This is a genomic window from Bradyrhizobium sp. SEMIA (assembly GCF_014844175.1).
GTDB classification, from domain to species: Bacteria; Pseudomonadota; Alphaproteobacteria; order Rhizobiales; family Xanthobacteraceae; genus Bradyrhizobium; species Bradyrhizobium arachidis.
In genome coordinates this window covers 7,052,853-7,079,287 of record NZ_CP046601.1, presented here as the reverse complement: position 1 = coordinate 7,079,287, position 26,435 = coordinate 7,052,853, and the positions used below count along the sequence as shown (strand labels likewise).

Here is a 26,435-nt window from a genome sequence, read left to right as displayed (position 1 = left end):
AGAGTTACGCAGGAGGTAGGTTTGCTGACGTGTGCAAAGCCGTGCTGCCCAACGCCATCATCTGCCTCGTGAGCCGCAAGGGCCGGCCGCCATGGATTGTCCAGGATCGGAATGTCGGAAAAGAACGGCGCAATGCGAGATACCGCTAACTCCTCAGATGGTGCTGCCGGTACCACTTGTTGATCTCGCCGCTGGTCGTCACCCACACGTCCTTGTGGCTCGAGATGTAGGCGAGGGCCGCCGCCAGGTACTTCGTCCGAAACGCCTGCCCCGTGATAAAGGGATGCAAGGCAATGGGAAGAACCCTCGGGAGCCGCTCCCCCTCCTCGTAAAGGACGTCAAACTGGTCTCGTATGATCCGGCCGAAGTCTTCCGCGGACGCACCGAACGTCAGAACCGACGGAAGGTCGTTGCATTCGACGGAGTACGGCATTCCCAGAAGAGACCCCTTCTTCACTTTCATCTGAAAGGGCAGATCATCACACGTATAGTCGCACAGATACTCGATACCCCGCACAGCGAGCAGATCCGGCGTGGCGTGCGTCTCCGTCAAGAACGGGCTGAGCCAGCCCTTTGGCTTTTCGCCAGTGGCCGCCGCGATGACCGTGAGCGTGTCCTCGATCAGCGCAGCTTCCTCCTCCAACGAAAGGCCGTTGGCGATTTCGGAGTTATTTCGTCCGTGCCCCATGAAATCCCATTTGCGTTTCGCGCCTTCCTCAACGACCCGGGGATACTCGCGACAAACATCCGAGTTGAGACACACGCTTGCCGGCAAGCCATACTTGTCCAACGTCTCCATCAACCGCCAAATGCCCACGCGCTGCCCATAATCTCGCCAGCCGTAGTTGAGTGAGTCCGGCATGAATTGCGCGGTGTGCGGCACGATCGCCGGGCCAGGCCGGTCCTCCGGAAAATGCTCCAAATTGATGTAGATCGCGACCGCTATGCGTTCCTTTTTCGGAAAGGACACAAGCGGACGATCGACAATCGGCGTGAAGTCGTAACGTTTGGTCTGGGTCTGCATCAGTCGGTCATTCCTCGGTAAACTAGCTCGGCCATCAGTCTCGCGACGATGCCCGCAACCAGCTGGGCTGGACGTTGCTATCCGCCGTGCGTCGGTGAGGCGCCGGGGCTGCTTGCCTTGCCGGTTCAGCCGTGTTGCTGCGTGGCGTTCTGACGTGCGACGGAACCGGCGATGGCCTCGTGTATCATTCCGATGACCGGCCCCGGGGCCGTGATCGGCGATGCATGATCGACCTTCTCCGAGCGAACCTGCGCACCCATCCGACGCGCCAGGAACAGCTGGGTCGCCGGATTGATCATGCGATCCTCCTCGGCGACGAGGTACCATGACGGCTTCGCTTTCCATGCCGGTTTCGGAGCCTTTTCCTGGATGGCCGCGACGGCAATGGGACGCTGGATCGCCGCGAAGAGTGCGGCCTGTTCGGGCCGGGCATGCTGACACCAGGCAGCGCTGAACCGGTCGTCCGGCATCCAGAGGAGACCGTGACTGTCGGGGGTGAGTTTCGGCGCTTCCGGCGACGGCTTGTCGCGATAGAATACGTCGGCGACTGTTTCACCTTCGTCGGGGGAGAGAGCCGAAATGAATACCAGCGATCGAACCCTCTCGTTGGTGCATGCACCTATCACGGCGCCGGCATAGGCATGCGCGACGAGCACGAGCGGGCCATTGGTCCGCTCCAATGCCCGCTCGAGCGCCGTAACATCATCCGATAGCGACGAGAGCGGAATCGGTGCCGCCAACGTCTTCAGCCCTCCGGACTGCAGCGATGTGATGACGCGGCCCCAGCTCGAACCGTCGGCCCAGGCGCCGTGGACAAGAACGATGGTGACGTTCGCGGCCGCGGTTTCCGATCTTCCGGTGCCGGCCCGAACGACTTTCCTGCTCGCATGAGGATTGGCATCCGCCGGCGCAATTATGCCGAGCTCCGCTGCAGCGACTGTCATTGCCGCTACACCGAGGACGTACCGGCGATCATGGTTGATTTCCTCAGACATATCTCTTCCCTTGCTCTACCGGACAGCGCAATCGCGCTCCCGTCGACCCGGACCTTTCGCTATTCGGCGATCCAGCCGCTCTGGTTACAGGTGGCGGATCATTCCGACGGTCAATTCCCGGCCGCTCCCCTGCCGCGGCCTCATCGCGCCGGCCGGACGGCGTTTTGAGCATGAACGCGTCAGAGGCGCTAATCCTGCGAAAACGCGATTCCTCGGAGCTGCTAGCATGTGTCGCCGCGCCGTCATCGAAGGGGCATTTGGCAAGTACGCTGCGCCAGCCTTGAAGGACATCAGAGATGATCGAAGAGACAAAGATCGAGCGCCGGACCTTCGTCCAGGCGATGACCGCCGCATCCAGCGCCGCGCTGTCACTGGCGCTTCTGCCGCAGCGCGCTGCCGGTCAATTCCTCGACAAGACCACCTCGACCGCTTCCGATCACTTCGAGACAGCGGAGATCAAGACCGACGACAACACCATCTTCGTCAGGCGCTACGGGAGCGGATCCCCGCTGCTCATGGTCCATGGATTTCCTCGAACCAGCCTGATGTGGCGTCACGTGGCGCCGCATCTCGCTAGCAAGCACACGGTGATCTGCGTCGATCTTCGTGGCTATGGTCGCAGCGGTATTCCCGCTTCCGCGGAGGATCATTACCCCTATACGAAGCGCGAGATGGCGAAGGAGCTCGTCGCCGTGATGGACAAGCTCGGCTTTTCCAAATTCGACCTAGTCGGACACGATCGCGGCGGTCGCGTTTCCTATCGCCTCGCGCTCGATCATCCGGAGAAGGTGCAACGCCTCGCGGTATTTGACGTCTTGCCGATCTCGGAAGCATGGGGCCACGCCGATGCAAAGTTCGCCATGACCTACTGGCCTTGGAGTCTGCTCTCGCAGAAGGCCCCGCTTCCCGAGAAATACCTGAGCGGCGCGCCTGACGCGGTCTTCGAAAATCCATTCGGCCAAGGCTCGTTCGGCTCCGAAGTCAGGGCGGAATACACCGAAACGTATCGTGATCCGGCCCGGGTGCATGCCATCTGCGAAGAGTATCGCGCAGCAGCAACGCTGGATATCGAGCATGACAAGGCGGATCAGAAGGAAGGACGGCGCATCAAGTGCCCGATGCTGCATTTGTGGGCTTCCGGCGGCCCCCTCGATACATTCTACGGGCCGGATGGGGGCGCCTTGGGAATCTGGAGGAAGTGGGCCGACGACGTGCATGGCCAGGCGGTCAAGGGAGGTCACTTCTTCCCCGAGGAAAACCCCACCGACACGGCGGAGCTCCTGACCAGGTTCCTGTCGGCTTAGCGCACGCAATCCCTATTGACGGCCCGTTTCTCGTCCAGGTCGCCGCCGAGCACCGAGGGATCGCGAACGCATTTATCTGGCCTGCAATTTCTTCGGAGCGCTGGTCGACCCGACCATTCTAGGACGATTGTTCGATCCCTTTGGATGGACCGCATGCGTCGTCGGCGTAGCGTCAGTCCTGGCCGCGGCCGCTGCTTATCTCGATGCTGACAAGAATAAGTACGCTTGACTATCGCCAATCAAGATCTCCGTCTTTCGCAAATGTGCCCCAGATTCCGCTGTCCCACCCTCTACTGATGCGCGCTCGCTGGCAGGACAAGAGAACTTGCGCCACGGAGCCAGCTCAATTCGCGGCAGCAGCGCCGACCGCTAGCATCAGGTGTCTAAAATCGCGGAAGATCGTAGTTTGACGCAGAAAAATTGGAGGATTGGTAGCGGGGAAGGGACTCGAACTCCCGAGGCTGTCCGTTGGGCGAATTGCAGGACGGCGCCAATTGCGCACAAGTGCATCATTTCAACTGGGTGTCCGATTTGTTCGCCGTAACACGCTATTCTACGATGAGGGCGTAATAACAGACCTGCCCTGGTGGCTTCCGCGATATATGGCCGGGATGAAGCCACGAGATAAGCCAATATGGTCGATGTAATGCACGACGCCGTTTAGTTCGATTCTGGACCGAGCATAAGAAGCTCCATTTCCAATCGCGTCCAAAGAATTTGGCGGGAATAGAGTTGCTTACACAACGAACTCAGCAACCTTAAGTGCTGGCTGGGGCGGGAGGGATCGAACCTCCGAATGGCGGAATCAAAATCCGATTGATTATTCAACGATTCCAAATCACGTTTGGAAAAAACGGTCGAAAGGACCTGTAACAAATCCAATAGCTTAGATGCCGTTTCCAAATGAAAACACGCCCGCTGAGCTACGGCTTGAACGGTCGATGTGAGCGGCACGAGCCTCCCAGTCTAGAGCCCAAGCAGGTTCAAATCCTGGCGCAGCCACCGGCACCGCCGTCCGGTTCGGGTCGCGATCTGACTGAGGGCCCTCCCCGCGTCCCGAACGCAGTGAGTTGAGGGCCTCGCTTTCCGGGGATCTCGGGCTCGGTCCTCCCTGGAGCATTCCATCGGGCCGCACGGCCACTTCGGAGTAAGGCGAGCGGCAACCCGCGCAGCTCGCGGGGTTGCTGATGGAGGCCATCACCGCGCGAGACAGCAATCGCATTGAAACGACCCAAGCATATCGTTCCTCAGCTCCCATGCAGGACCAGGGCCAATCCGATGCTCGCCCGGCTGCTGCGGCAGATTGAGTGCCCGATTCATGGCGTGCGCATTGTCGGTCTGCCCGGACAGCGCTTTCGTGGCCAACTGTCTGAAGAAGTGAAGCCGGTCCGCGATGCCGGAGGACAAATCGACATTCAGGGAACGATGCAGGCGGTCGCATCGGTCATCGAGGGCTGGATCCGCGAATATCCCGATCAGTGGCTGTGGCTACACCGTCGCTGGAGGTAGCACTTGACTGACTGCGGTAGCCCTTAGTGGAGGTACATCCTCCAACTCGGCAATGCGGCGGTCAATCTCGCCGATCACGCGTTCCGAAAACGGCCCGAGGTGCATGTACAACGCCATCAGCATCACGATGTAACGCAGCGCGCCCGGATTGGTCTTGGCGACTTCGACAAAGGTCTTCCAGAACGGCTCGCGAACTTTCGGCAGAGCCCGCATGATCTTGTGTAGGCTGTCGATGCCGCCAAGCCTCTTGCGCACATCGCCATCCGGCAGATCGCGGCGCCGGTCGGATCGGTCGAGCATGGCTGCGAGACGGGACAGCCGTCCCGCATATGCCGCCGGACTGTAGACGTGCCCGAGCACTGCTTTGTAATCGGAAAGGATGTCACGAAGTGGACGCTTGGTATCGAAATTGCACCCGAGCGTGCACTGATCGCCCGCCTGCTCGACGTTCATAAGGTCATGGCCCTGGTGCAAGCGGCCTTCCATGGCCAACCGCCGTGTGAGCTGCGTGCCGGGCAGCGCATAAAGAAGCCCAACGATGGAGACTGGAATGCTCGCCTCCTCGATGAGGTCGGCCATCGCCTGTCCTATCGAGGCCTTTTCATTGTCGAACCCGACGATGAAACCAGCGGTGACGAACATGCCGTAGCCGTAAATCTTGTGAATGCACTCGGCGATGTTGCGCCTGGTGTTCTGCTTCTTCTTCATCTGCACCAGCGTCTCGGGATCCGGGCTCTCGATGCCGACGAAGATCGCGAAGAAGTTCGCATCCTTCATTGCCTGCAACAGCTCGCTGTCGTCCGCGATGTTGATCGAGGCTTCGGTTGAGAACTCGAATGGATAGTCGTGGTCTTCCAGCCAGGCTTTGAGCCGCGGCATCAAGGTGCGGAGGTTCTTCTTGTTGCCGATGAAATTATCGTCGACGAAATCGACATGCCCGCGATAACCGTGATCGTAGAGCGCCTGCAACTCTGCGAGAATCTGATCGTTGGTCTTGGTACGCGGCACGCGACCATACAGCTCGATAATATCGCAGAACTCGCAGGTGAACGGGCAGCCACGCGAATACTGCAAGCCGATGTATAGATAGTGATCGAAGTTGAGAAGATCGTAGCGAGGCATCGGACTCAGCGTGACATCTATCTTGAATTTCTCGGCGATGAACACGCCCTTGCGTTCGCCGCGTTCCCAGGCGGCGATGAACTGCTCGATGACATGCTCGGCCTCGCCGATCACCTGAAAATCCGCGTCCGCGTAAAGATGCGGGCTGGAGGAGACGTCCGGCCCACCGACACATACTGGCTTGCCGCGCAGGTGGGCGAGATCGATCAGGTAGATGGCGTCCGGCTGCTGGTTGAGCATACCGCCGATCATCACAAGATCGGCCCAATCGAGGTCCGCATCTGTCAACGCTTCAGTATTGCGGTTGACGAGTCGGATGTCCCAATGCTTCGGCAACATAGCGGCGACGGTGATCAGGCCGAGTGGCGCCGTGGGATACTTCGCGCCGACGAGTTCGCAGGCCTCCGCATAGTTCCAAAACGAATTCGGAACGAACTTCGGATAGATCATCAGGACGCGGCATGCGATTGTCATGCTGTTCCAGCCCGGGCGTTGATGGCACAATGCCCCGCTGTTTATCGGGGCTCAAGGCTTCGCTCGTCGATAAGGCGTTTGAGTACTAGTTGTGGAGGTGGGCACTACGGTTCAGTTCGCGCACCTCGGCGGTAGTGCATTGCGAATCAATCAGGCCGGACGCGAACATCGCGGACCGTAAGGCCGGCATCAGTATCCGCAGATACGCGTTCTATTTGGATTTTTTTGGGGCACGCTTTTTCGGTCCAGTTCCGGCATCGTCCCCACGGCAGGGCCAAGCATCCCTGAATGCTTCAATAGCGACGGTGATCCCCGGTTCATTCACTCGATCCGGATTGCTATCAAGATACTGCAGAAAAACCTTCGCACTTTGCAAAGGGCTGCCTTGCGCGGGGGGGCATGCACGGACGTCAGCGGGCAGATTTGGTGAAAAGAGCATCGCGGTTTCGATCATCCCCTCACATACGCCTGCGGACCGAGCTTCGTCCTGATTGCGAGGCGAATTCTTGACAAGCAGCTCGCAAGACTTTTGCGCGTCGGTTCCCTTATCGACAACCGTGGCATTGGCCTTCCCGATGATCGCTAGGATAAGGCCGGCAACAATCATATGGACCCGCATCCACGTCCCCCGAATACCGGCGCGATAGCTTGCAGGCATTGAGTATGCCGCAATAGAGTGGCCGCCCGCGCCGTTCCGGCGGCTCAGACGGCTTAGCTCAAAAAAAGCGCCTGATCCATCGCGCTCGAATACGAGCGACGTGAACTCAGCTCTTCCATTTCCACAAAGCTGAAAGAGCGCTTGTCGACTTGATAACGCGCAGCTTTCCGCGCCGTGACCGCCGCAAAGGCCGGCTACACCGCGATCATGATCGCGGATCGACATAGGCGGCGACAAGCGTGCTGATGGTAGAGATCTCGATTCAGCGCGATGTTCGCGACGCGCACTGGTCGATTGATGTTGATGCTCTGCCTCGACGCAGAACCATCGCCTAAGCAGTAGTCTTCGTCTGCGACGACAAGTTCTGCGAACCCTCCTCGACTACGCCAAGGAAGACTTCGACCTCGGAACGGTTTCCAACGAGAGCTTAGCAATGTCAAAGCGGAGGTGGACCTGCCTCGCAGCGCAGCGCGACGGGCGTTCCCATGATCTCCTCGGCCTATTCATCAACCAAGCGAGGCAGCCCAAGAATGTCGGTCGTACCGAACCGCATCCTCAAAGAACAAGCTCGCTTGAATGTCTTGAAGACCTCACACCCATCCTGGCGCGCGGAAAACTGGATGAACTCAATCCGAGGATTCTAGCCTCGACCGGGTTCAAGCTGCACCGTCTTTCGCCCCCCGTTCAGCTCTCTGAGTTTGTTGACGTATTCCTCAGGCTTTAGCAGATGAAACGGAGCGTTGAGGCCCATGAACGTCGCTATGCGGCCGATAAAGGCGGTGCAGTTTGCCGTCGCTGCATTCCAGAGCGGCGAAGTCTCCTGCTGGCGCTTGATATAAGCAAAGACCTTCTTGGCGTCCGCCTCAGACAAATAGACGCGATAGCTGGCCGTTAGATATTGCTCGTCAAGATCACCGTAGGTCGCACCCGTCTCAGAAGGGACAAACACGATGTGTCCCAGGATATAGGGCACCTCGTCGCCGGCCGGAGCCAGACCAGCGACCTCGACCTGCTTTTCGCCTGTCTTTCCGTACCAGACGAAGGCATGACCGTACGTTGCCGCCGTGCGGGCACGAAAATCAACGTAATAGGGACCCGTGGCAGCAGCTCTTCGAGCTGGCTTTACATCGGATATCGCCGGCGTAGCAGCAGCCATGGTCGCTGCATGCTTCGTCGCCGAACTGGGGAGAGCGTCCCGTTGCTGCTGGTCGGTACGCGCCACGAGTGGTTGCGCGCTACTGATCCCGGCCCCCAAGCCCACAAAGGCCGCGAGCATGGCGGCCTTTGCAAGAAGCGCTAGACCCGGATGTTTCCGAATCACTCCTGCCATCTTCGAATCCCCTTGGATCCAAGATCCGATGCCATAGGTAGTCTACTACCCCAAATGAACGCCGCTGGCGTCCGAATGGATAGTCAGATCAACCCTTGGTCACCAACGGAGCCGGGGCAGCGACCGGGTATTTGCCCACGGGGCTCTTACCCACGGGATACTTGCCGATCGGAGCTTTGCCAACCGGCGCCGCGGCGGCAACCGGCTGAGGCCGTGGCAGGTCCGCAGCAGCTGCGGTTCCCACGAAGGCCAACGAAGCGATTCCAAGTACAACGAATTTCAGCATCGGTTCTCACCATTTGTTCGGAAGCGAGTGGAATTCACCTGACACGCATAGAAATAACCTGACACTCGCCACAGCACTAACGAATAGACCGGGGAACGCGCGGTTCCGACAGCTTTTTCTACCGTATGTTGCGGAAATGGCACGCAAATTGAGGTGTGTCCGGTTCCAATTCACTCTCGTGGGCACAACAGACCCGCCGGAACCTACCTCAGAGTATCCACGGGAAGACCCGACCGGTCCGCGCCATATACTCGCGATAGCTGTCGCCAAACGTCTGCAACATCATTCGCTCTTCCCTTGCGACGCGGCCAAAGAACAAGATCCCGAAGCCGGCAATGCCTGCAAAACCGGCGATCCAATTCGGCAGCAGCAATGCCTGGGCGATAGCCCACAGCCAAAATGCCGAATACATCGGGTGTCGAACTCTCCGGTAAATCCCTTCCGTCACAAGTTCGTGGTTCTCCCGCACGTCGAGACTTATCGACCAATTCCGGCCGAGTGCACGATGTGTCAGGTGAAACACGCCTAAAGCCGCGATCGCAACGAAAGACCCCAGCCAAGCCAACCAGGGATAAAAGCTGTGATCTGCGAAACGAGGCATTCCTGTCGCTACGTAGACAAGCGGCACAAGTCCAAGTCCCGAAAGAGATATGAGCAGGAGCGCAGTTTCCAGGGGGCCGCGAGCGCTCCACACAACCCTCGCACGGCGGGAACGCCGCGCGTACTTATAGCGGATGAGGTACCAGCCGATCGCCAACGCAACGAAGATGACTTTTGAAATGGTGGGCGTCATTTAAATCAGGCTGCCGCGCCCGGACTCCCCAGCAGTTCGCTTTCCGACGCCGGCGCGCCCGCAACAAGGCCTCCGTCGTCAGCGATCATCGACACAGCGCCATCCGGGGCGAGCGTCTGGGATTTGGCTGAAATAGGTCCGCATGTGAGCATGAAGTAGTCGTACGATGTTCGCCTGTCATTACCACTGACGAACTGGCAGTGCACGCGGAAGAAATTGAAGCGGATGCGTTGATACACGTCGTCGTTAAGCATTCGACTAATCTTCACGACCCTGACGGTCGCCTCGTTTTCTGTCGACAAGCCCATTTCGGCCATTGGCCGGCATTTGTAAAAATTCAACACGTCGGTGAGGGCCTGATAGTCGCCCCAGAAGATCGCGCGGGAATTGGCGACGCGCTCCACCGTCCTGCGAAAGCGTACTGCCTTCGGGTGCAGCCCGATCTTGAGTATGGATGATCCAACGCTCAAGAATGTGACGGGACTCTTTTTCCGACCGAGCGCAGGGTCCAGCTTCAAGGCGCGATCAAGTAGATCAACCGCTAGTACGGCGCCAAGGCTGTGCCCTACGACCAAAATTTCGTCTGCGGCGGAGTTGCTCGCCGCAACCACGAGCTCGGCGGCCAACCTGTCCAGCCTTTGCTCTATTTCCGAATTACCGAATCGAATGTACTCGCAAGAGAAAATCCAATCGTCGAACAAGGCGCCCAGGTGTAGCCAGTGCCACGGGCCCGCCAAAACGGCTACGATTCCGCAGAGGCCGCCACCGGCAGCGATAGGAATGGATCCGGTGACCTTGAATGCAACCACGCCAATCAAGAAGGCGGCCGCGATGAGCAATCCGAACGTGACAAATGGATAGAGAAAGAACAGTGCGTAGCGCCAGTTGGTCAGCAAGTACCGCCAAAGAGTGCCGGCCAAAACGAAATCCAGAAACGCAAGAATCCCGACGGAAATGCGTGAGCCAATGCTTCGGCGCCCGAAGGTCTCAATTACGTCGTGCCATCGGACCACACGGTAATCGGTTTCGACGAGCCAATCGGGGCCAGTTGTCGTCACATTCCATCGTATCTGGTCGGCGGTATCATGCGAACCGTCAACGGCCGCGTTCACCGACCAGGTACGTTGGAACCTGGATATTTCGCGCACAAAGCGTCGTTGCGCGCTGGCATGCGACGTGATTGGATCATAACCGCCGATATGGAATACCAACCGTTTCGCTACAGGCTTGCCGGACATTGTCTTATTCCCGGACTCATGCGTGCTGCTCGCTCCCCACGCGTCAATCGACCTGCAATCAAAACCAGACGTTTGAAGCCAAGGGTTGTCAAGAGAGAATCGACCAGTTATTGGGGAACATGGGTCGATTTGTTCTGCCATGCGTAAGCCGAACCGCTCGAACAATAGCGTCGATCGGTGCTGCCGTGATTATCGGTTTGTCCCGCACAGCGCCCTCTCAAGCGCAGGACGAGGCATCATCTGGCGAGAGATGCCTTGCTGCAAATTTGGATGTTTCGCTGGGCGCACAATTGCCCCGCACGGCGGCGCGTTTGAGATCTGGTGAGCCGCTAAAGATTGTCGCGATCGGATCATCGTCGACGGTGGGGCTCTGGGTACTTCGGTCTGCGGCCACATATCCGCAGGTGATGCGCCGAGAACTCTCGAGGCTTAGATCCAACGCAACGATCGAGGTCATCAACAGCGGTCGAGTCGGCGATACGATTCCGAACAACATCGCGCGGTTCGAGCGTGACGTTTTCGCGCACACTCCTGATCTCGTTATCTGGCAATTAGGCACTAATGACGTCGCCTGGGGTGGCCGGCCGGATCAAGGGCTCAAAAGAAGCGTTCTTGAAGGGGTAAGGGCACTTAAGGCGGGGTCTGCCGATGTCGTGTTGATGGATCTGCAATATGCGCCACAGGTGCTCGCTTCCGCTAGCTACTCAACGATGGAGGGCATCATCGCCGATGTCGCGAAGCAGGAACGGGTCGGGCTGTTCTCTCGTTTTGCGCTGATGCGAAACTCGATCAACGCCGGAGTTGCGCAGAGCGCGCTCGTAACGTGGGACGGATTGCACAACACCGCCGATGGTTATGATTGCATTGGACGAGCCCTTGCCCGAGCCATCTCAACGAGTGCGCGTTGAGAGGCCCTAGCTTCGAAGGCTGTGGGTTCACATGAGTTTGGGCACCGGCCGTGACAGCGATGCCGAGCGTGCAGATGCCCATTAACGCGAACAAAGACCAACTATCTTCGACAATCACCGCATCTCGCGCAGCGGTGATAGCAACTCGCGCCGACGCTGTCAGGAGGTGCGCTCATGCACCATTATGCCAGCCAACTTGTTGACCTGTTACTGGTGCTTATTGCCGCGTGGATGGTGCCGGCCACCATCTTTATTATCTACGCCTATTTCGCTCGCCTTAAGAATCCGGTCAGCGAATCGGTCTTTGGACGTGTGGCCATCGTTTCCTTGTTCATCATAACCACGTCGATTTGGCTCCCGATAATTGTGGCCGCCATAGTCCTATCACTGATCGGTCATTTGTGGTTCCGCTTCAGGGGACAACTACGCAAATAGCTAGATATTGAAAAAGATGGAGTCGAATTAGAGCGGCCCACCAGAAAGCTAAAAAAGGGAAGCGAAGTAATGTCCGCGTTTCTCCTTGCTCTGACGATAGCTACCATCAATTTTATCACGGTCGCCACGGCTGCAGAATGGCGACCGCAGTTTCTCTCCGCGTGCCGAAACGGTTGCGGGCAGCAAGGCGGCTTTTCGACGGACGCTTGCTTGCAGATTTGCATCTGCATGGCTTCAGAATTGGAAACGAAGTTTAGTACCGAGACTCTAGGCTCCATTGATCCCCCGAGTGCTGAGCAACTACACCAAACTAACGAAATCAGAATGCTTTGCGTCCGGCGAGTACTAGGACGTTAGAGCTGTTGCTATTGGCTCGAAGTCGTTTGTGGGCTTCAACTCTGACTTGGCCTCTAGGGCAGTCCGTCCGAGTGTCGTGGACTTACATATGCCGCGCGATGCTGATGTGATGTCATTCGGGGGCGCCAACCTAGCTTTGAGGCGGTAGCTAAAGCGCAAGCCGCACGGATGGAGTTGACAGTCGGCGCAGCGCGCAAGGCCACACACAAAATGCGCACAAGAGGCAAAAAATCGCGTTGGCAAGGCGCTCGCAATTAATACCGCATCTCGTGCCTCGGCGAAGGAAGAAACGAAAGCGGCACAGAATTTCCAAATGACGGGACAAACGAATTTCCAAATGCCCTCAAAAAGCACACGAGGACAAAGTCTTTTCGAATTCATGTAGTTAGGGTGGCTGGGGCGGGAGGGATCGAACCTCCGAATGGCGGAATCAAAATCCGCTGCCTTACCGCTTGGCTACGCCCCAACTGGCGACCGGGACGGGCGGAAGCACGGGCTACCGCAGATTCCCTTCGGTCGCAGCCGGTCTATAGGGAGCGGCGCGGCATTTCAACCGCCTGGAGGGGCAAAATACCGGGGGTCCGGGGGCGGCCGCGCCACACTCTATTATGGGGCATGATCAGGGATCTGGCGGCGGCCTGCTCCGCCCCCCGCCTCCCGCCCATTGAGACCCCAGCCGTTTCATGGGAATACGGCGCCAAATGATGTCCACGGGAGTGAGCCATGACCTACCGCGCGCCGATCTCTGACATGCTGCTGTCGCTCAACCATGGCGCCGGCCTGAAGGCCGCCGTGGAAGCCGGCCATTACGGCGATTTCGACGCCGACATCGCCGCGGCCGTGCTGGAGGAAGCCGGCAAGTTCGCGACCGACGTGCTGGCGCCGCTGAACAAGGTCGGCGACGAGCACGGCATCAAGCTTAGTGACGGCAAGGTCACGACCGCGCCGGGCTGGCCGGACGCCTACAAGCGCTGGACCGATGGCGGCTGGAACGCTGTCTCGGGTCCGGAAGGTTTCGGCGGCCAGGGCCTGCCGCTCGCGATCAACGCCGCCTGCACCGAGATCTGGAGCGCCTCCAACGTCGCCTTCGGCCTCTGCCCGCTGCTGACGGCCTCCGCGATCGAGGCGCTGGAAGCGCATGGCAGCGACGAGCTGAAGACAATCTATCTTGAGAAGCTCGTCACCGGCGAATGGACCGGCACGATGCAGCTCACCGAGCCGCAGGCCGGCTCCGACGTCGGCGCGCTGCGCACCCGCGCGGAGAAGCAGGCCGACGGCACCTATCGCATCAAGGGGACGAAGATCTTCATCACCTATGGCGAGCACGACATGACCGACAACATCGTGCATTTCGTGCTGGCGCGCCTGCCCGACGCGCCCGCCGGCACCAAGGGGATCTCGCTGTTCCTGGTGCCGAAGTTCATGGTCAACGAAGACGGCTCGCTCGGCGCACGCAACGACATCTTCGCCAGCGGCGTCGAGCACAAGCTCGGCATGCATGCTTCGCCGACCTGCACCATGACGATGGGCGACCATAGCGGCGCGATCGGCTTTCTGATCGGCGAAGAGAACCAGGGCATGCGCTGCATGTTCACGATGATGAACCAGGCTCGCCTCGGCGTCGGCCTCGAGGGCGTCGGCGTTGCCGACCGCGCCTATCAGCAGGCCCTCGCCTATGCCCAGGAGCGCAAGCAGGGCCGCGCCGTCGGCAAGAAAGGCGACGGCTCGGACCCGATCTTCGTGCATCCCGACGTCAAGCGCATGCTGATGCGGATGCGGGCGCAGACCGCGGCCGCGCGCACCATCTGCTATGCGACCGCCGTCGCGCTCGACGTCTCCATTCGCGCCAGGGATCCCAAGGTCCGTGCCGAAGCTGCCGCGCGCGCGGCGCTGCTGACGCCGATGGCAAAGGGCTATTCCACCGACATCGGCAACGAGGTCGCCTATCTCGGCGTGCAGGTGCATGGCGGCATGGGCTTCATCGAGGAGACTGGCGCGGCGCAGCACTATCGCGATGCACGCATCACCGCGATCTATGAGGGCACCAACGGCATCCAGGCGATCGATCTCGTCACGCGAAAACTCGCGGCCAATGGCGGCGCAGCGGTGTGGGCGCTGCTCGACGAGCTTGCGGCGACCGTCAAGCAGGTGGAGGCCTCCAACGATCCCGCTTTCGGCACCACGGGCGTAAAATTGCGCGAGGCGCTGGAGGCCTTGACGCGCACCAGCAAATGGCTGCTGGAGCGCGTGACCTCCGCCCCGAACGAGGCGCTCGCCGGCGCAACGCCGTATCTCCAGCAGTTCGGCTCCACGCTCGGCGGCTGCATGCTCGCCTCCGAAGCGCTTGCCGCGAAGGCCGACGGCCTTGGCGATGCGCCGCGCTACGTCTCGCTCGCGCGCTTCTTCGCCGAGAACATCGCGGTGCAGGCCGGCGCGCTCGAGCGCACCGTGACGGAGAGCGCGGACTCGGTCGCAGCGGCGGATGCGGTGTTGTTGTAGGCGAAGTTCCGCTCTGACAGCGATGTAGCGGGAAGCATCTCCTCCTCCCCGCTGTCATTCCCCGCGAAGGCGGGGAATCCAGTACGCCGCGGCCTCTCGAAAAACGACTTGGGTCTCGGAATACTGGATCGCCCCGATCAAGTCGGGCGATGACATCGAATGTGCGGCACGCGTGTGCCACGAGCATGCAGCGGCCCCGGATTGCGCTTCGCTCCATCCGGGCTACGAAGCCACGACCTTCACGCGTCTTCCCGGCCGCCACAGCACGACACCCGCGGCCACCAGGTCCAGCATGACGCACATCGCGAACGCCGTGGTGTAATCGCCGGTAAAACTGCGCACGAGGCCGACGATGCCGGGGCCGAAGGCGCTGACGATGCCGCTGATCGAAGTGCCCAATCCCATCGCGGCGGCGAAGGCGGTAGAGCCGATCTCGCGCTGGATGATCAGCGGCGGGAACGTGATCATGTTGCCGATCGAGAAGCCGTAGACGGCGCAGCACACCAGCAGCACCGTCGGGCTGGTGGTCTGCAGGAGCACGAACAGCGCGGCGGCCTGGCTCGTCATCGACGCCGCGCAGGCAAGCCTGGGATCGAGCCGGTCGACGAACAGGCCGAGCGACAGGCGGCCGACCACCGCCATCGCCGCCATGACGGTGACCGCAAGGCCTGCGGCGTGACGGCCGATCAGCGGCTCGAGGAACGTCACCTGGTGGATGATGAATCCCATCTGTGCGAGAAGCGCGATCGCGATCGGCAGCACCATGGTCCAGAACGCCGCGTTGGCGAGCAGCGTCCTGCGCGAATGCGCCGGCACGGCCACACCACCGGCGTCCGCGTTTGCGCCGGAGCTCGGCGACATCCCTGAGGGCCAGCCGATGAAGCTCACGACCACCGGCAGCACCAGCCCCACCATCACGATCGTTGCTGTCAGCATCGCCGGACGGAAGCCGATGCTGCCCGTCAGCGACAGCAGCAGCGGCACGAGGATGATGCCGCCGCAAGTTGCGCCGTTGAACGCGAGGCTGAGCGCGAGCCCGCGGCGGCGCTCGAACCAGGCGTTCAGCACCGTCGCGATCACCACGGTGCCCATCCCGGTCCAGCCGACCGCCATCAGCGCATAGGCGAGATAGAGCTGCCACGGCGTCTGCATCAGCGCCAGCAGCGCGGTCGAAGCGCCGAGCGCCGACAGGCCGCAAAGGATCAGCGCACGCAACCCGATGCGGGCGAGCAGATCGTCGGTGAAGATGACGAGGACGGAGGTCAGCAGGAACGAGAAGGTGCTGGCGGCGGAGACCAGCGTGCCGGGCCAGCCATGGGCGCGCTGCAGCTCGGCAAGATAGACGCCCTGGCCGTAGAGGCCGAAGCCGAACATGAAGAAAGCCATCAGGAAGCAGGCCAGCACCACGCGCCAGCCGCGATAACGCAGCGAGGATTCGTCAGCCTTCGTTGCGGCAATCATCGGTCGAGCGCTCGGCCAAGATGAACGGCATGCGCAACCCTGCCCCACAACCAACGGTTTTTCAAATGAAACATTGTAGCCAATTGTTGCAATGCGCAACGGCTCATGCGACACGATGAGATGAGCGCCATGCGCAGAGACCTCACAGGGTCGTTCCCGAAAAGGTCGAGCTGCCGCATTGGCACGCCTGCAAGATCATGTAGGCTGAGCGTTGCGAGACTCGCCAGCAGCGTCGCGGCGGGTGCAGGGGGTTGTTATGGCGAATGGCAATATCGTCGTCACCGAAGAGCGCGGAACCCGCGTGATCACCCTGCGTCGCCCCGGCAAGAAGAACGCGATCACGCAGGACATGTACCGGGAGATGAGCCACGCGATCGATACGGCGCAGAACAATCCCGACATCCGCTGCATGATCATCACCGGCGGCTCCGGCGTGTTCACCGCCGGCGACGACATCGACGACTTCCTGAAGGCCGACGCCGCGCGACCGGAGACGCTGTCGAACGGCGCAAAATTTCTCTATTCGCTCGCGCTGAACGTCAAGCCGATCATCGCGGCGGTCGACGGCGCCTCGATCGGCATGGGCACGGTGATGCTGTTCCATTGCGATTACGTGCTGGCCTCCACTGCCGCGACCTTCTCGGCGCCCTACATCAATCTAGGCCTCGTGCCGGTCGGCGCGGCCAGCCTGTTGATGCCGCACACGATGGGCTATCAGCGCGCCTTTGCCATGCTGGTCATGGGCCGGACCTTCACCGCCGAGCAGGCCGAAGCCGCAGGCTTCGTCAACACCGTGGTCTCGCCGGGACATACCGAGGTCGAGGCCCGCAAGGTGGCGCGCGAGATCTGCAAGCTGCCGGCCGAGGCGGTCGCGACCTCGCGCCGATTGCTGCGCGCCGCGCCGGAAGAGCTCACCCGCCGCATCGACCAGGAAGCCCATCTGTTCGGCGAGCGGCTGAAGTCGGACGAAGCCGTCGCCGCGTTCAACGCGTTCGCGAACAGGAAGAAGCGGTGAGGCCCGTCATTCCGGGGCGCGCGTAGCGCGAGCCCGGAATCCATCGGGCGACAGCGTCGGTGGATCAATGGATTCTCAGGTGCGCAATTGCGCACCGTAGCTCGCGACTTCGTCGCGCCCCGGAATGACAGCGAGAACTTTCGTGAAATATTCGCGCTGAACGACTAGTCTGGTTCCATGCGATACCGATCCATCCTTGCCGCACTCGCGCTCATCTCCGCCCTGCCCGCCTCTGCGCAAACCGCCGCGCCGGTCGAGCTGCGCGTTCTCGCGATCAACGATTTTCACGGCAATCTGCGGCCGCCGCCGGGCGGCATCCGCATTGGCGATCCCGAGGACAAGAGCAAGAAGGTGATGGTCGCCGCTGGCGGGGCCGAGTACATGGCGACGCTGGTCAAGCAGCTGCGCGAGGGACACAAGAACACGATCTTCGTCGCCGCCGGCGATCTGATCGGGGCGAGCCCGTTCCTGTCGGCGATGTTTCACGACGAGCCTTCGGTGGAAGCGCTCTCGATGATGGGGCTGGCGATCACATCGGTCGGCAATCACGAGTTCGACGAGGGCAAGACGGAGCTCTTGCGGATGCAGAACGGCGGCTGCCATTCGCTCGACGGCTGCCAGGGGCCGCATCCGTTCACCGGCGCCAAATTCCATTATCTCGCGGCGTCCACCGTGGAGACCGCGACCGGCAAGAGCGTGCTGCCGCCTTACGAGATCCGCGAGTTCGACGGCATCCCCGTCGCCTTCATCGGCCTCACCTTGAAGGAGACCGCAGGCATCGTCTCGCCGTCAGGCATTGCCGGGCTCGAATTCCGCGACGAGGCCGAGACGGTGAACGCGCTGGTGCCGCAACTGAAGGCGCGCGGTGTCGAGGCGATCGTGGTGCTGATCCATCAGGGAGGCGAGCCCTCGGGCGACTACAATGAATGCCCTGCGATCACGGGCCCGATCGTCGACATCGTCAAGAAATTCGACCGCGCCGTCGACGTCGTCGTCAGCGGCCACACCCACCGCGCCTATGTCTGCGACATCGACGGCCGGCTCGTCACCAGCGGCGATAAATACGGCACGCTGGTCACCGCGATCGACCTCAAGCTAGATCCCGCAACGCGCGACATCGTCGGCGCGAGAGCCGACAACGTCATCGTCGCCAATGCCTCACTGGCGAAAGACCCCGAGCAGACCGCGCTGATCGAGGCCTATGACAAGCTCGCAGCTCCCATCGCCAATCGCCCGGCCGGCTCGGTGACGCAGACGCTATCGCGCGTACCGAACGAGGCCGGCGAGAGCGCGCTCGGCGACGTCATCGCCGACGCGCAGCTTGCCGCAACGAAAGACGCCAAGGACGGCAGCGCTGTCATCGCGCTCACCAATCCCGGCGGCATCCGCACCGATATCGTGCCAAAGGAGAACGGCGCGATCACCTTCGGCGACGTGTTCTCCAGCCAGCCGTTCCGCAACCGTCTCGTCACGATGACGCTGACGGGGAGCCAGCTCAAGGACATGCTGGAGCAGCAATGGCTCGATCCGAAGCGGCCGCGGATCCTGCAAGTGTCGAACGGATTCAGCTACACCTGGGATGCGTCAAGACCGTTCGGCGAGCGCGTCAGCCTCGAGACGATGACGCTCAACGGCAGGCCGATCGAAGCCGGCAGCGGCTACCGCGTCACCCTCAACGATTACCTCGCCGTCGGCGGCGATGGCTTTACCGTCGCCAAGCAGGGCACCTCGCCGCAATATGGCGGCTATGACGCGGACGCGCTGTTCGCCTTCTTCCGGGCGCACGGGCCGATCGGTCCGCTGCCACCGACCCGCATCCTGCGGGTGAATTGATCCGGATCAAGCGGACTGGCCCACAGTTTGCCATTCCGCAGGGAACACCTAGATTGGGATTTGCATTGCGTTTTGGCGCCGGATGCGTCAACGACGTCGAGAGCCCGTATTCTGTGAGGCCGACCTGATGAGCACGCTTCTCCTCTCCCACAAGGCCTGCCTCGACCACGTCACGCCGCCGGGACATCCTGAACGGCCCGACCGCCTGCGGGCGGTGGAGGAAGCGCTGTCGCATGAGCGCTTCCAGTTCCTGGTGCGCGACCAGGCGCCGGAGGGCGATCTCGATCTCGTCACGCTCTGCCACAACGAGCATTACGTCACCGAGCTGCGCCACATCGCGCCGACCAGCGGCCAGGTCTATATCGACGGCGACACCTCGATGTCCCCCGGCACGTGGGAAGCGGTGATGCGCGGCGTCGGCGGCGCGGTGGCGGCGACTGAAGCTGTCATGAATGGCGAGCACCGCAACGCCTTCGTCGCGGTGCGCCCGCCCGGCCACCACGCCGAGATCGGCAAGCCGATGGGCTTCTGCTTCTTCGACAATGTCGCGATCGCCGCGCGCCATGCGCAGCGCAAATACGGCATCAAGCGCGCCGCCATCGTCGATTTCGACGTGCATCACGGCAACGGCACGCAGGACATCTTCTGGTCGGACCCGACCGTGATGTACTGCTCGACGCACCAGATGCCGCTGTTTCCGGGCACCGGCGCCAAGGGCGAGCGCGGCGATCACGACACCATCGTCAATGCACCGCTCGCGTCCGAGGACGGCGGGCCCGAATTCCGTTCCGCGTTCGAGAGCCTGATCCTGCCGCGGCTGGAAAAATTCAGCCCCGAGCTGCTGATCATCTCCGCCGGCTTCGATGCGCATTACCGCGATCCGCTGGCGTCGCTGAATCTGCGCGCCGAGGACTACACCTGGGTCACGCGTAAGCTGATGGACCTTGCCGACAAGTCCGCCGGCGGGCGCGTTGTCTCCGTGCTCGAAGGCGGCTATGACCTGCAAGGATTGAAAGAATCTGTTACGGCGCATGTCGGCGCCCTGATGGGCGCCTGACGACGCCCGCCACATTAAGCCCGCAAAACCCGCCTCCACTCCAGGGAAAGCGAATAGGTCGATCGGAAACGGATATGGCCGAAAATACCCAAGTCGACGTCTCCAGGCTCACCTTCGAGCGCGCGATCGAGGAACTCGAAACGATCGTGAAGCGGCTCGAGGACGGCAAGGTGCCGCTCGAGGAATCCGTGACGATCTACGAACGTGGCGAAGCCCTGAAGCGCCGCTGCGAGGACCTGCTGCGCCAGGCCGAGGCCCGCGTCGACAAGATCACCACCGATGCCAGCGGTCAGGCCACCGGCACCGCGCCGCTCGACGTGCAGTAAGGCCGACACGCCCAATTCCATTCTGACCGGCGCCGCCTGCATGGAAGGCTTCATGCGGAAGTTCCGTCCGTATTTTCCGTGGGGGTGGTTCCGCGGACGTTCCGGCTGCGGAACCGGCGAAGGCCAATGCCTTGGCCGGCCGGAACCAGGGAGCGGGCAAAAAGCACATATTTTCACCGAAAAGCACTGCGAACGAAGCAGGCGGGTAGGAACCGCCGGTCCCTGCCCAAGGTTAACCAATCTGGCCCGCCGGTTGCAGCTGCATGGCCGTAATCGGCGGGGCGGGTTGGCTTTGGCCCAAGCTTTGGTGTAAAGCTGCGCGGAGTGTGGCTTTTTGCAAGCCTTGCGTGGGCACTGATTACCGACGACAAGCGCTTCAAACTGCTGGTGAATTGGCTGGGACGGACGAAGCCGATCTAAGTGACAGGGATCACAGAGACTGAACCGGAGCGCACCTAAGCTCACCTAAGCTTGAAGACGGGGCCGTGCCCCAGGCAGGTGGCTCCGACGGTTTTAGGATTCGCGCTGCGCCGATATTGTGCAAACCCATCGCGCACCGGAACGACCTTCCGGCGCTGACAAATTGGAAATCGCCGTGAACGCATACAGTAAGACGCCGCTTCTCGACACCATCCGGACCCCGGACGACCTGCGCAAGCTCAAGATCGAGCAGGTTCGCCAAGTCGCTGACGAGCTGCGGCAGGAGACCATCGATGCCGTCTCGGTGACCGGCGGTCACTTCGGCGCGGGCCTCGGCGTGGTCGAGCTCACCACCGCGATCCATTACGTCTTCGACACGCCGCGCGACCGGCTGATCTGGGACGTCGGCCATCAGGCCTATCCGCACAAGATCCTCACCGGCCGCCGCGACCGCATCCGCACGCTGCGCACCGGCGGCGGCCTCTCCGGCTTCACCAAGCGCAGCGAGAGCGATTACGATCCGTTCGGCGCCGCGCATTCCTCGACCTCGATCTCGGCCGGTCTCGGCATGGCGGTCGCGCGTGACCTCTCCGGCGGCAAGAACAACGTTATTGCAGTGATCGGTGACGGTGCGATGTCGGCGGGCATGGCCTATGAGGCCATGAACAACGCCGGCGCCATGAACTCGCGCCTGATCGTCATCCTCAACGACAACGACATGTCGATCGCGCCGCCGGTCGGCGCCATGAGCGCCTATCTGTCGCGCCTCTACTCCGGCAAGACCTATCGCACGCTGCGCGATGCGGCCAAGCAGATCAACAAGCGCCTGCCCAAGATCATCGCCAACCGCGCCAACCGCGTCGAGGAATATTCCCGCGGCTTCATGATGGACGGCGGTACGCTGTTCGAGGAGCTCGGCTTCTATTACGTCGGCCCGATCGACGGCCATAACCTCGACCATCTGCTGCCCGTGCTGAAGAACGTGCGCGACATGGAGACCGGCCCGATCCTGGTCCACGTCGTCACGCAGAAGGGCAAGGGCTACGGCCCGGCGGAAGCCTCCGCCGACAAGTACCACGCCGTCGTCAAGTTCGACGTCGCGACCGGAACGCAAGCCAAGGCCAAGCCGAATGCGCCGGCCTACCAGAACGTGTTCGGCCAGAGCCTCGTCAAGGAAGCCCAGAAGGACGACAAGATCGTCGCCATCACCGCGGCAATGCCGTCCGGCACCGGCGTCGACATCTTCAACAAGGCGTTCCCGGACCGCACTTTCGACGTCGGCATCGCCGAGCAGCATGCGGTGACCTTCGCCGCCGGTCTTGCGACCGAAGGCTACAAGCCGTTCTGCGCGATCTACTCGACCTTCCTGCAGCGCGGCTACGATCAGATCGTGCATGACGTCGCGATCCAGAACCTGCCCGTGCGCTTCGCCATCGACCGCGCCGGCCTCGTCGGCGCTGACGGTGCGACCCATGCCGGCTCGTTCGACAACGCCTATCTCGGCTGTCTGCCCAACATGGTGATCATGGCGGCGGCGGACGAAGCCGAGCTCGTGCACATGGTGGCGACCCAGGTCGCGATCGACGACCGTCCGAGCTCGCTGCGCTACCCGCGCGGCGAAGGCCGCGGCATCGAGATGCCCGACGTCGGCGTTCCCCTCGAGATTGGCAAGGGCCGCATGATCCGCCAGGGCAGCAAGATCGCCCTGCTCTCCTTCGGCACCCGTCTCGCCGAATGCGAGAAAGCGGCCGACGAGCTCGCCGCCCTTGGCCTCTCCACCTCGATTGCGGACGCGCGCTTCATGAAGCCGCTCGACACCGATCTGGTGCTCAAGCTCGCCCGCGACCACGAGATCCTGATCACGATCGAGGAAGGCTCGGTCGGCGGCTTTGGCTCGCATGTCGCACAGTTCCTGACCGACCAGGGTGTGCTCGACGGCGGCATGGTCAAGTTCCGCACGATGGTGCTGCCTGACGTGTTCCAGGACCACGACACGCCGGCCGCGATGTACGCCCGCGCCGGTCTCGACGCCAAGGGCATCGTCGCCAAGGTGTTCGAGGCGCTCGGCAAGGACGTGAAGACCGAGACGGTCAAGCTCGCCTAACGGCGAGCTTCGACCATCGGCGAAGAAGCGCGACTCTCATGAAAATCTATCTGGCAGGACCCGACGTGTTCCTGCCGGATGCGGTTGAGATCGGCCGGCAGAAAGCCGCGATCTGCGCCGCGCACGGGCTCACCGGCCTCTATCCCCTCGACAACACGATCGACCTCGCCTCGCCCGACGCCTCCCGGCAGATCTTCTGCGCCAACGAGGCGATGATGGACGAGGCCGATGCCATCATCGCCAACCTCACGCCGTTCCGCGGCGCCGGCGCCGATCCCGGCACTGTCTACGAGCTCGGCTACATGGCCGGCCGCCGCAAATTCTGTCTGGCCTATTCCAACGATCCCGCCACCTATGCCGACCGTCTCGGCCGCTTCGCTGACGTCACCTCCGCGGACGGACGGCTGGTCGATGCGCAGGGGCTGACGGTCGAGGACTTTGGCCTCGTCGACAACCTCATGATGATCCATGCGCTGGAGCTGCACGGCTGCCCCTTGGTGACGCCAGCGCAGATGCCGATCGACGTCTGGCACGATCTGGCTGCGTTCGAGACTTGCGCCCGGATGGCGGCCGCGCGAATGATCGCTACATAAGCGACAAGCCCAGTCCTGGAGAGTCGATTGTCCCCTGCCCGCAAGCGTGCGGATGTTCTGCTGGTCGAGCGCGGCCTGTTTGAGAGCCGGGCGCGGGCGCGCGCGGCCATCGAGGCCGGGCTCGTCACGGCCGACGACAAGCAGGTTTCAAAACCGTCGGAGACGATCGCCGAGGACGCCGTGATCCAAGCCGAGCCTGCGCACCCCTACGTCTCGCGCGGCGGCGTCAAGCTCGCCGACGCGCTGGAGCGCTACCCGATCGACATCGAGGACCATGTCTGCCTCGACGTCGGCGCCTCCACCGGCGGCTTCACCGAGGTGCTGCTGGCAAACGGCGCGAGCCTCGTCTTTGCCGTCGATGTCGGCACCAGCCAGCTGCATCCCTCGCTGCGCGGCCATCCCAAGATCGTGTCGATGGAGGAAACCGATATTCGCAGCTATGACGGCAAGCGGCTGCCGGCGCGGCCCGATGTCGTCGTGATCGACGTCAGTTTCATCTCGCTGAAAACCGTGCTGCCCGTGGCGCTGTCGCTGGCGGCCGCGCCGATGAGCCTGCTGGCATTGATCAAGCCGCAGTTCGAGGCCGACCGGAAGCACAACAAGAAGGGCATCATCCGCGACACCGCCGTGCATCAGGAGATCTGCGACGACATCGCGGCGTTTGCGGCTTCGCTCGGCTGCACCGACATCGAAATATTCCCCTCCCCGATCGCGGGCGGCGACGGCAATATCGAATTCTTCCTGGGCGCGCGCCGTGGTTGAGCGCCTGAGGATCGATCACGTCGGCCATCGCGGCGATGGCGTCTGCCTCGACGCCGGCGAAGCGATCTATGTGCCCTACACGCTTGGCGGCGAGACCGTCGAGGTCGATCACGTCGCCGGCCACCATCCCGATCGCCGCAAGCTGCTGGCAGTGGACGTCGCCAGCTCCGAACGCATCGGACCATTCTGCCCGCATTTCGGCATCTGCGGCGGCTGCGCCATCCAGCACTGGGCCGCAGAGCCCTATCACGCCTGGAAGCGCGGCATCGTGGTCGAGACGCTGGCACAGGCGGGCATCGTCTGCGAGGTGGCGCCACTGGTCGATGCCCATGGCGCCGGCCGCCGGCGCGTCACGCTTCATGGAAGATTTGGCACACATGACGTGCTCAAGGTCGGTTTCTCGGCGGCGAGCTCGCACGACGTCATCCCGATCCATCGCTGCCCGATCCTCGATCCCGGCCTCGAAGGTGCACTCGACGCCGCCTGGGCGCTGGCCGAGCCGCTGACGTCGAAAATGCCGGTGACGAAACCGCTCGACATCCAGATCACCGCGACCGTCAACGGCCTCGATGTCGACGTGCGCGGCTCCGGTCCGCTGCCGACACCGATCGTCACCATGCTGTCGCGCGTCGCCGAGCAGCATCGCCTGGCGCGGCTGACGCGGCATGGCGAGCTGGTGCTGCAACGACTGGCACCGATCGTGAAGATGGGCCGCACTGAGGTGACGCTGCCGCCGGGCTCCTTCTTGCAAGCCACCGTCGCGGGCGAAGAGACGCTGGCCGCGCTCGTAGCCGAGCGCGTCGGCAAAGCCAAGGAGGTGCTCGACCTCTTCTGCGGCGTCGGCCCGTTTGCGTTGAGGCTCGCTGAGAAGGCGCGCGTCACCGCCTTTGACAACGACGCCGGCGCGATCGCCGCACTCGCGAAAGCCGCGCGCACGCCCGGCCTGAAGCCGATCAGGTGCGAGCCGCGCGACCTGTTCCGCCGCCCGCTGGTGCCGCAAGAGCTGCGCGACTTCGACGCCGTGGTGTTCGATCCCCCGCGTCAGGGCGCGCAGGCGCAGGCCTTGAAGCTCGCCGCGAGCGAGGTGCCTGTGGTGATCGCCGTGTCCTGCAACACCGCGACCTTCGCCCGCGATGCGCGGCTCTTGATCGATGGTGGTTACAAGATCGAGAACGTGGTGCCGGTGGACCAATTCCGCCACACGCCGCATGTGGAGCTTGTCGCGAGGTTCACGCGGTAGTCTTTTTGTTTGAGCATGACATTTCGGGAAACCGCTGCACACTTTCCCGGGTCATGCTCTAGCGCCGCAGCCCGCTCAACGCCGGCGACTCGCCAGGCAACATGTTCGATCGGATATCGCTGTCCATGCGGCTCGAATCCTGCTGGACGACACCGGCGCCGAACGACAGGCTGAGGTTGGAGGTCGGCTTGAACTCGACGCCCGCGAACGCGCTGTAGCCGGGCGACGCACCGGAGGTGAGCGGCGCCAGCGAGCTGCCGATGCCGTCGCCGTATTTCAGCGAGTTGAAACCGGCAAAGAACGTGACCGGCATGCCGCCCGCGGTCTTGGTGTTGTAGCCAAACTGCGTGCTGTCGTAGGACAGCGCGCTGAAATTGCCGGCCGGGACGGACTGGCTGAGGCCGCTCAAGCCCAGATTGCCGCGCGCGCTTCCGACAAAGAAACCGGGACGAAAATCATAGCCCCCGTTGGCATCGCCCGCATTGAAGCTCGGAAAATTGCCGTAAGCGTCGGCGCTCTGCACGGCGCTGCCGCCGAAACCGAAGGGCCCGCCCGGAATCCAATATTGTAGCGGGGCGGCCTGCGCATGGGCCGGCGCATCGCCGAGGCAGAGCACCGCGAAGAGAGTTGCAAGAGCGCAGGAACGAGCGAAGCTGGGCATTCAGGTGACCGTCAGAAACCTCGCAGATTAT

At 62.0% G+C, this 26,435-nt stretch carries 23 protein-coding genes, 1 tRNA gene and 1 pseudogene; 14 read left to right on the top strand and 11 right to left on the bottom strand.

Annotated elements, in window-relative coordinates:
- Positions 1 to 145: 145 nt before the first annotated feature.
- Together FOM02_RS34340 and FOM02_RS34335 are read right to left on the bottom strand one after the other, a co-directional pair.
- The gene (locus FOM02_RS34340) at positions 146 to 1,024 is read right to left on the bottom strand and encodes a polysaccharide deacetylase family protein (RefSeq protein WP_035730057.1); all 879 of its coding nucleotides are present in this window, start codon (positions 1,022 to 1,024) and stop codon (positions 146 to 148) included.
- A gap of 125 nt (positions 1,025 to 1,149) precedes the next feature.
- Complete coding sequence (locus tag FOM02_RS34335; protein WP_027558331.1) at positions 1,150 to 1,848, bottom strand: alpha/beta fold hydrolase; 699 nt, start codon at positions 1,846 to 1,848, stop codon at positions 1,150 to 1,152.
- On the opposite strand from FOM02_RS34335, the gene FOM02_RS34330 reads away from it, so the two are divergent.
- The 3 genes and pseudogenes from FOM02_RS34330 to FOM02_RS34320 form a co-directional block, all read left to right on the top strand.
- Positions 1,834 to 2,187 (top strand): hypothetical protein, encoded by a 354-nt coding sequence (locus tag FOM02_RS34330; protein ID WP_265442298.1) that lies wholly within the window; start codon positions 1,834 to 1,836, stop codon positions 2,185 to 2,187. The two genes, FOM02_RS34335 and FOM02_RS34330, sit on opposite strands and share 15 nt — an antisense overlap.
- A 128-nt stretch (positions 2,188 to 2,315) precedes the next feature.
- On the top strand, positions 2,316 to 3,323 hold the full coding sequence (locus FOM02_RS34325; RefSeq protein ID WP_084334210.1) for an alpha/beta fold hydrolase: 1,008 nt from the start codon (positions 2,316 to 2,318) through the stop codon (positions 3,321 to 3,323).
- Between the two features lie 1,260 nt (positions 3,324 to 4,583).
- Positions 4,584 to 4,832 (top strand): annotated as a pseudogene (locus FOM02_RS34320) (lipid A biosynthesis lauroyl acyltransferase); the annotation flags it as partial.
- On the opposite strand, the gene FOM02_RS34315 reads toward FOM02_RS34320, so the two are convergent.
- The 6 genes from FOM02_RS34315 to FOM02_RS34290 form a co-directional block, all read right to left on the bottom strand.
- Positions 4,812 to 6,428, bottom strand: coding sequence for a B12-binding domain-containing radical SAM protein (locus FOM02_RS34315; RefSeq protein ID WP_028146363.1), 1,617 nt, complete (start codon positions 6,426 to 6,428; stop codon positions 4,812 to 4,814). The pseudogene FOM02_RS34320 and the gene FOM02_RS34315 sit on opposite strands and share 21 nt — an antisense overlap.
- 211 nt (positions 6,429 to 6,639) lie before the next feature.
- Positions 6,640 to 7,311: a Rap1a/Tai family immunity protein gene (locus FOM02_RS34310; protein ID WP_141262951.1), complete on the bottom strand. Its 672-nt coding sequence runs from the start codon at positions 7,309 to 7,311 to the stop codon at positions 6,640 to 6,642.
- A gap of 415 nt (positions 7,312 to 7,726) precedes the next feature.
- The gene (locus FOM02_RS34305; RefSeq protein WP_051378027.1) at positions 7,727 to 8,416 is read right to left on the bottom strand and encodes a hypothetical protein; all 690 of its coding nucleotides are present in this window, start codon (positions 8,414 to 8,416) and stop codon (positions 7,727 to 7,729) included.
- An 88-nt stretch (positions 8,417 to 8,504) separates the two neighbouring features.
- On the bottom strand, positions 8,505 to 8,702 hold the full coding sequence (locus FOM02_RS34300; RefSeq protein WP_084334208.1) for a hypothetical protein: 198 nt from the start codon (positions 8,700 to 8,702) through the stop codon (positions 8,505 to 8,507).
- A gap of 208 nt (positions 8,703 to 8,910) precedes the next feature.
- Positions 8,911 to 9,495 carry a protein-S-isoprenylcysteine O-methyltransferase gene (locus FOM02_RS34295; protein WP_027558326.1) on the bottom strand — a complete coding sequence of 195 codons (585 nt, stop codon included), beginning with the start codon at positions 9,493 to 9,495 and terminating at the stop codon, positions 8,911 to 8,913.
- A gap of 5 nt (positions 9,496 to 9,500) precedes the next feature.
- Entirely contained in the window at positions 9,501 to 10,733 is a 1,233-nt protein-coding gene (locus FOM02_RS34290) for a hypothetical protein (protein ID WP_028146364.1), read from the bottom strand.
- A gap of 185 nt (positions 10,734 to 10,918) precedes the next feature.
- Between FOM02_RS34290 and FOM02_RS34285 the strand changes: the two genes are divergently transcribed.
- Positions 10,919 to 11,641 carry an SGNH/GDSL hydrolase family protein gene (locus FOM02_RS34285; protein WP_231164297.1) on the top strand — a complete coding sequence of 241 codons (723 nt, stop codon included), beginning with the start codon at positions 10,919 to 10,921 and terminating at the stop codon, positions 11,639 to 11,641.
- Between the two features lie 174 nt (positions 11,642 to 11,815).
- Entirely contained in the window at positions 11,816 to 12,076 is a 261-nt protein-coding gene (locus FOM02_RS34280; protein ID WP_027558323.1) for a hypothetical protein, read from the top strand.
- Positions 12,077 to 12,824: 748 nt separating this feature from the next.
- Here FOM02_RS34280 and FOM02_RS34275 read toward each other — a convergent pair.
- Positions 12,825 to 12,899, bottom strand: a tRNA-Gln gene (locus FOM02_RS34275).
- Positions 12,900 to 13,156: 257 nt separating this feature from the next.
- Between FOM02_RS34275 and FOM02_RS34270 the strand changes: the two genes are divergently transcribed.
- Entirely contained in the window at positions 13,157 to 14,932 is a 1,776-nt protein-coding gene (locus tag FOM02_RS34270) for an acyl-CoA dehydrogenase (RefSeq protein ID WP_027558322.1), read from the top strand.
- Positions 14,933 to 15,154: 222 nt separating this feature from the next.
- Here the strand turns inward: FOM02_RS34270 and FOM02_RS34265 are convergent, their stop codons facing one another.
- On the bottom strand, positions 15,155 to 16,393 hold the full coding sequence (locus FOM02_RS34265; protein ID WP_027558321.1) for an MFS transporter: 1,239 nt from the start codon (positions 16,391 to 16,393) through the stop codon (positions 15,155 to 15,157).
- Positions 16,394 to 16,649: 256 nt separating this feature from the next.
- On the opposite strand from FOM02_RS34265, the gene FOM02_RS34260 reads away from it, so the two are divergent.
- From FOM02_RS34260 to FOM02_RS34225, 8 genes are all read left to right on the top strand, one after another.
- Positions 16,650 to 17,408 carry an enoyl-CoA hydratase-related protein gene (locus tag FOM02_RS34260; protein ID WP_027558320.1) on the top strand — a complete coding sequence of 253 codons (759 nt, stop codon included), beginning with the start codon at positions 16,650 to 16,652 and terminating at the stop codon, positions 17,406 to 17,408.
- Between the two features lie 177 nt (positions 17,409 to 17,585).
- Positions 17,586 to 19,241 (top strand): bifunctional metallophosphatase/5'-nucleotidase, encoded by a 1,656-nt coding sequence (locus FOM02_RS34255; protein ID WP_027558319.1) that lies wholly within the window; start codon positions 17,586 to 17,588, stop codon positions 19,239 to 19,241.
- Positions 19,242 to 19,368: 127 nt separating this feature from the next.
- Positions 19,369 to 20,298 carry a histone deacetylase family protein gene (locus FOM02_RS34250; protein ID WP_027558318.1) on the top strand — a complete coding sequence of 310 codons (930 nt, stop codon included), beginning with the start codon at positions 19,369 to 19,371 and terminating at the stop codon, positions 20,296 to 20,298.
- Between the two features lie 74 nt (positions 20,299 to 20,372).
- Complete coding sequence (locus tag FOM02_RS34245; protein ID WP_027558317.1) at positions 20,373 to 20,624, top strand: exodeoxyribonuclease VII small subunit; 252 nt, start codon at positions 20,373 to 20,375, stop codon at positions 20,622 to 20,624.
- A gap of 595 nt (positions 20,625 to 21,219) precedes the next feature.
- On the top strand, positions 21,220 to 23,148 hold the full coding sequence (dxs, locus tag FOM02_RS34240) for a 1-deoxy-D-xylulose-5-phosphate synthase (RefSeq protein WP_027558316.1): 1,929 nt from the start codon (positions 21,220 to 21,222) through the stop codon (positions 23,146 to 23,148).
- A 38-nt stretch (positions 23,149 to 23,186) separates the two neighbouring features.
- Entirely contained in the window at positions 23,187 to 23,741 is a 555-nt protein-coding gene (locus FOM02_RS34235) for a nucleoside 2-deoxyribosyltransferase (protein ID WP_027558315.1), read from the top strand.
- Positions 23,742 to 23,768: 27 nt separating this feature from the next.
- Positions 23,769 to 24,503, top strand: a complete 735-nt coding sequence (locus FOM02_RS34230; RefSeq protein ID WP_027558314.1) for a TlyA family RNA methyltransferase — start codon at positions 23,769 to 23,771, stop codon at positions 24,501 to 24,503.
- Positions 24,496 to 25,743 carry a class I SAM-dependent RNA methyltransferase gene (locus FOM02_RS34225; protein ID WP_027558313.1) on the top strand — a complete coding sequence of 416 codons (1,248 nt, stop codon included), beginning with the start codon at positions 24,496 to 24,498 and terminating at the stop codon, positions 25,741 to 25,743. The genes FOM02_RS34230 and FOM02_RS34225 overlap by 8 nt, the downstream gene beginning before the upstream one ends.
- A gap of 58 nt (positions 25,744 to 25,801) precedes the next feature.
- On the opposite strand, the gene FOM02_RS34220 is transcribed toward FOM02_RS34225, so the two are convergent.
- Positions 25,802 to 26,404: a hypothetical protein gene (locus FOM02_RS34220; protein ID WP_027558312.1), complete on the bottom strand. Its 603-nt coding sequence runs from the start codon at positions 26,402 to 26,404 to the stop codon at positions 25,802 to 25,804.
- Positions 26,405 to 26,435 lie beyond the last annotated feature (31 nt).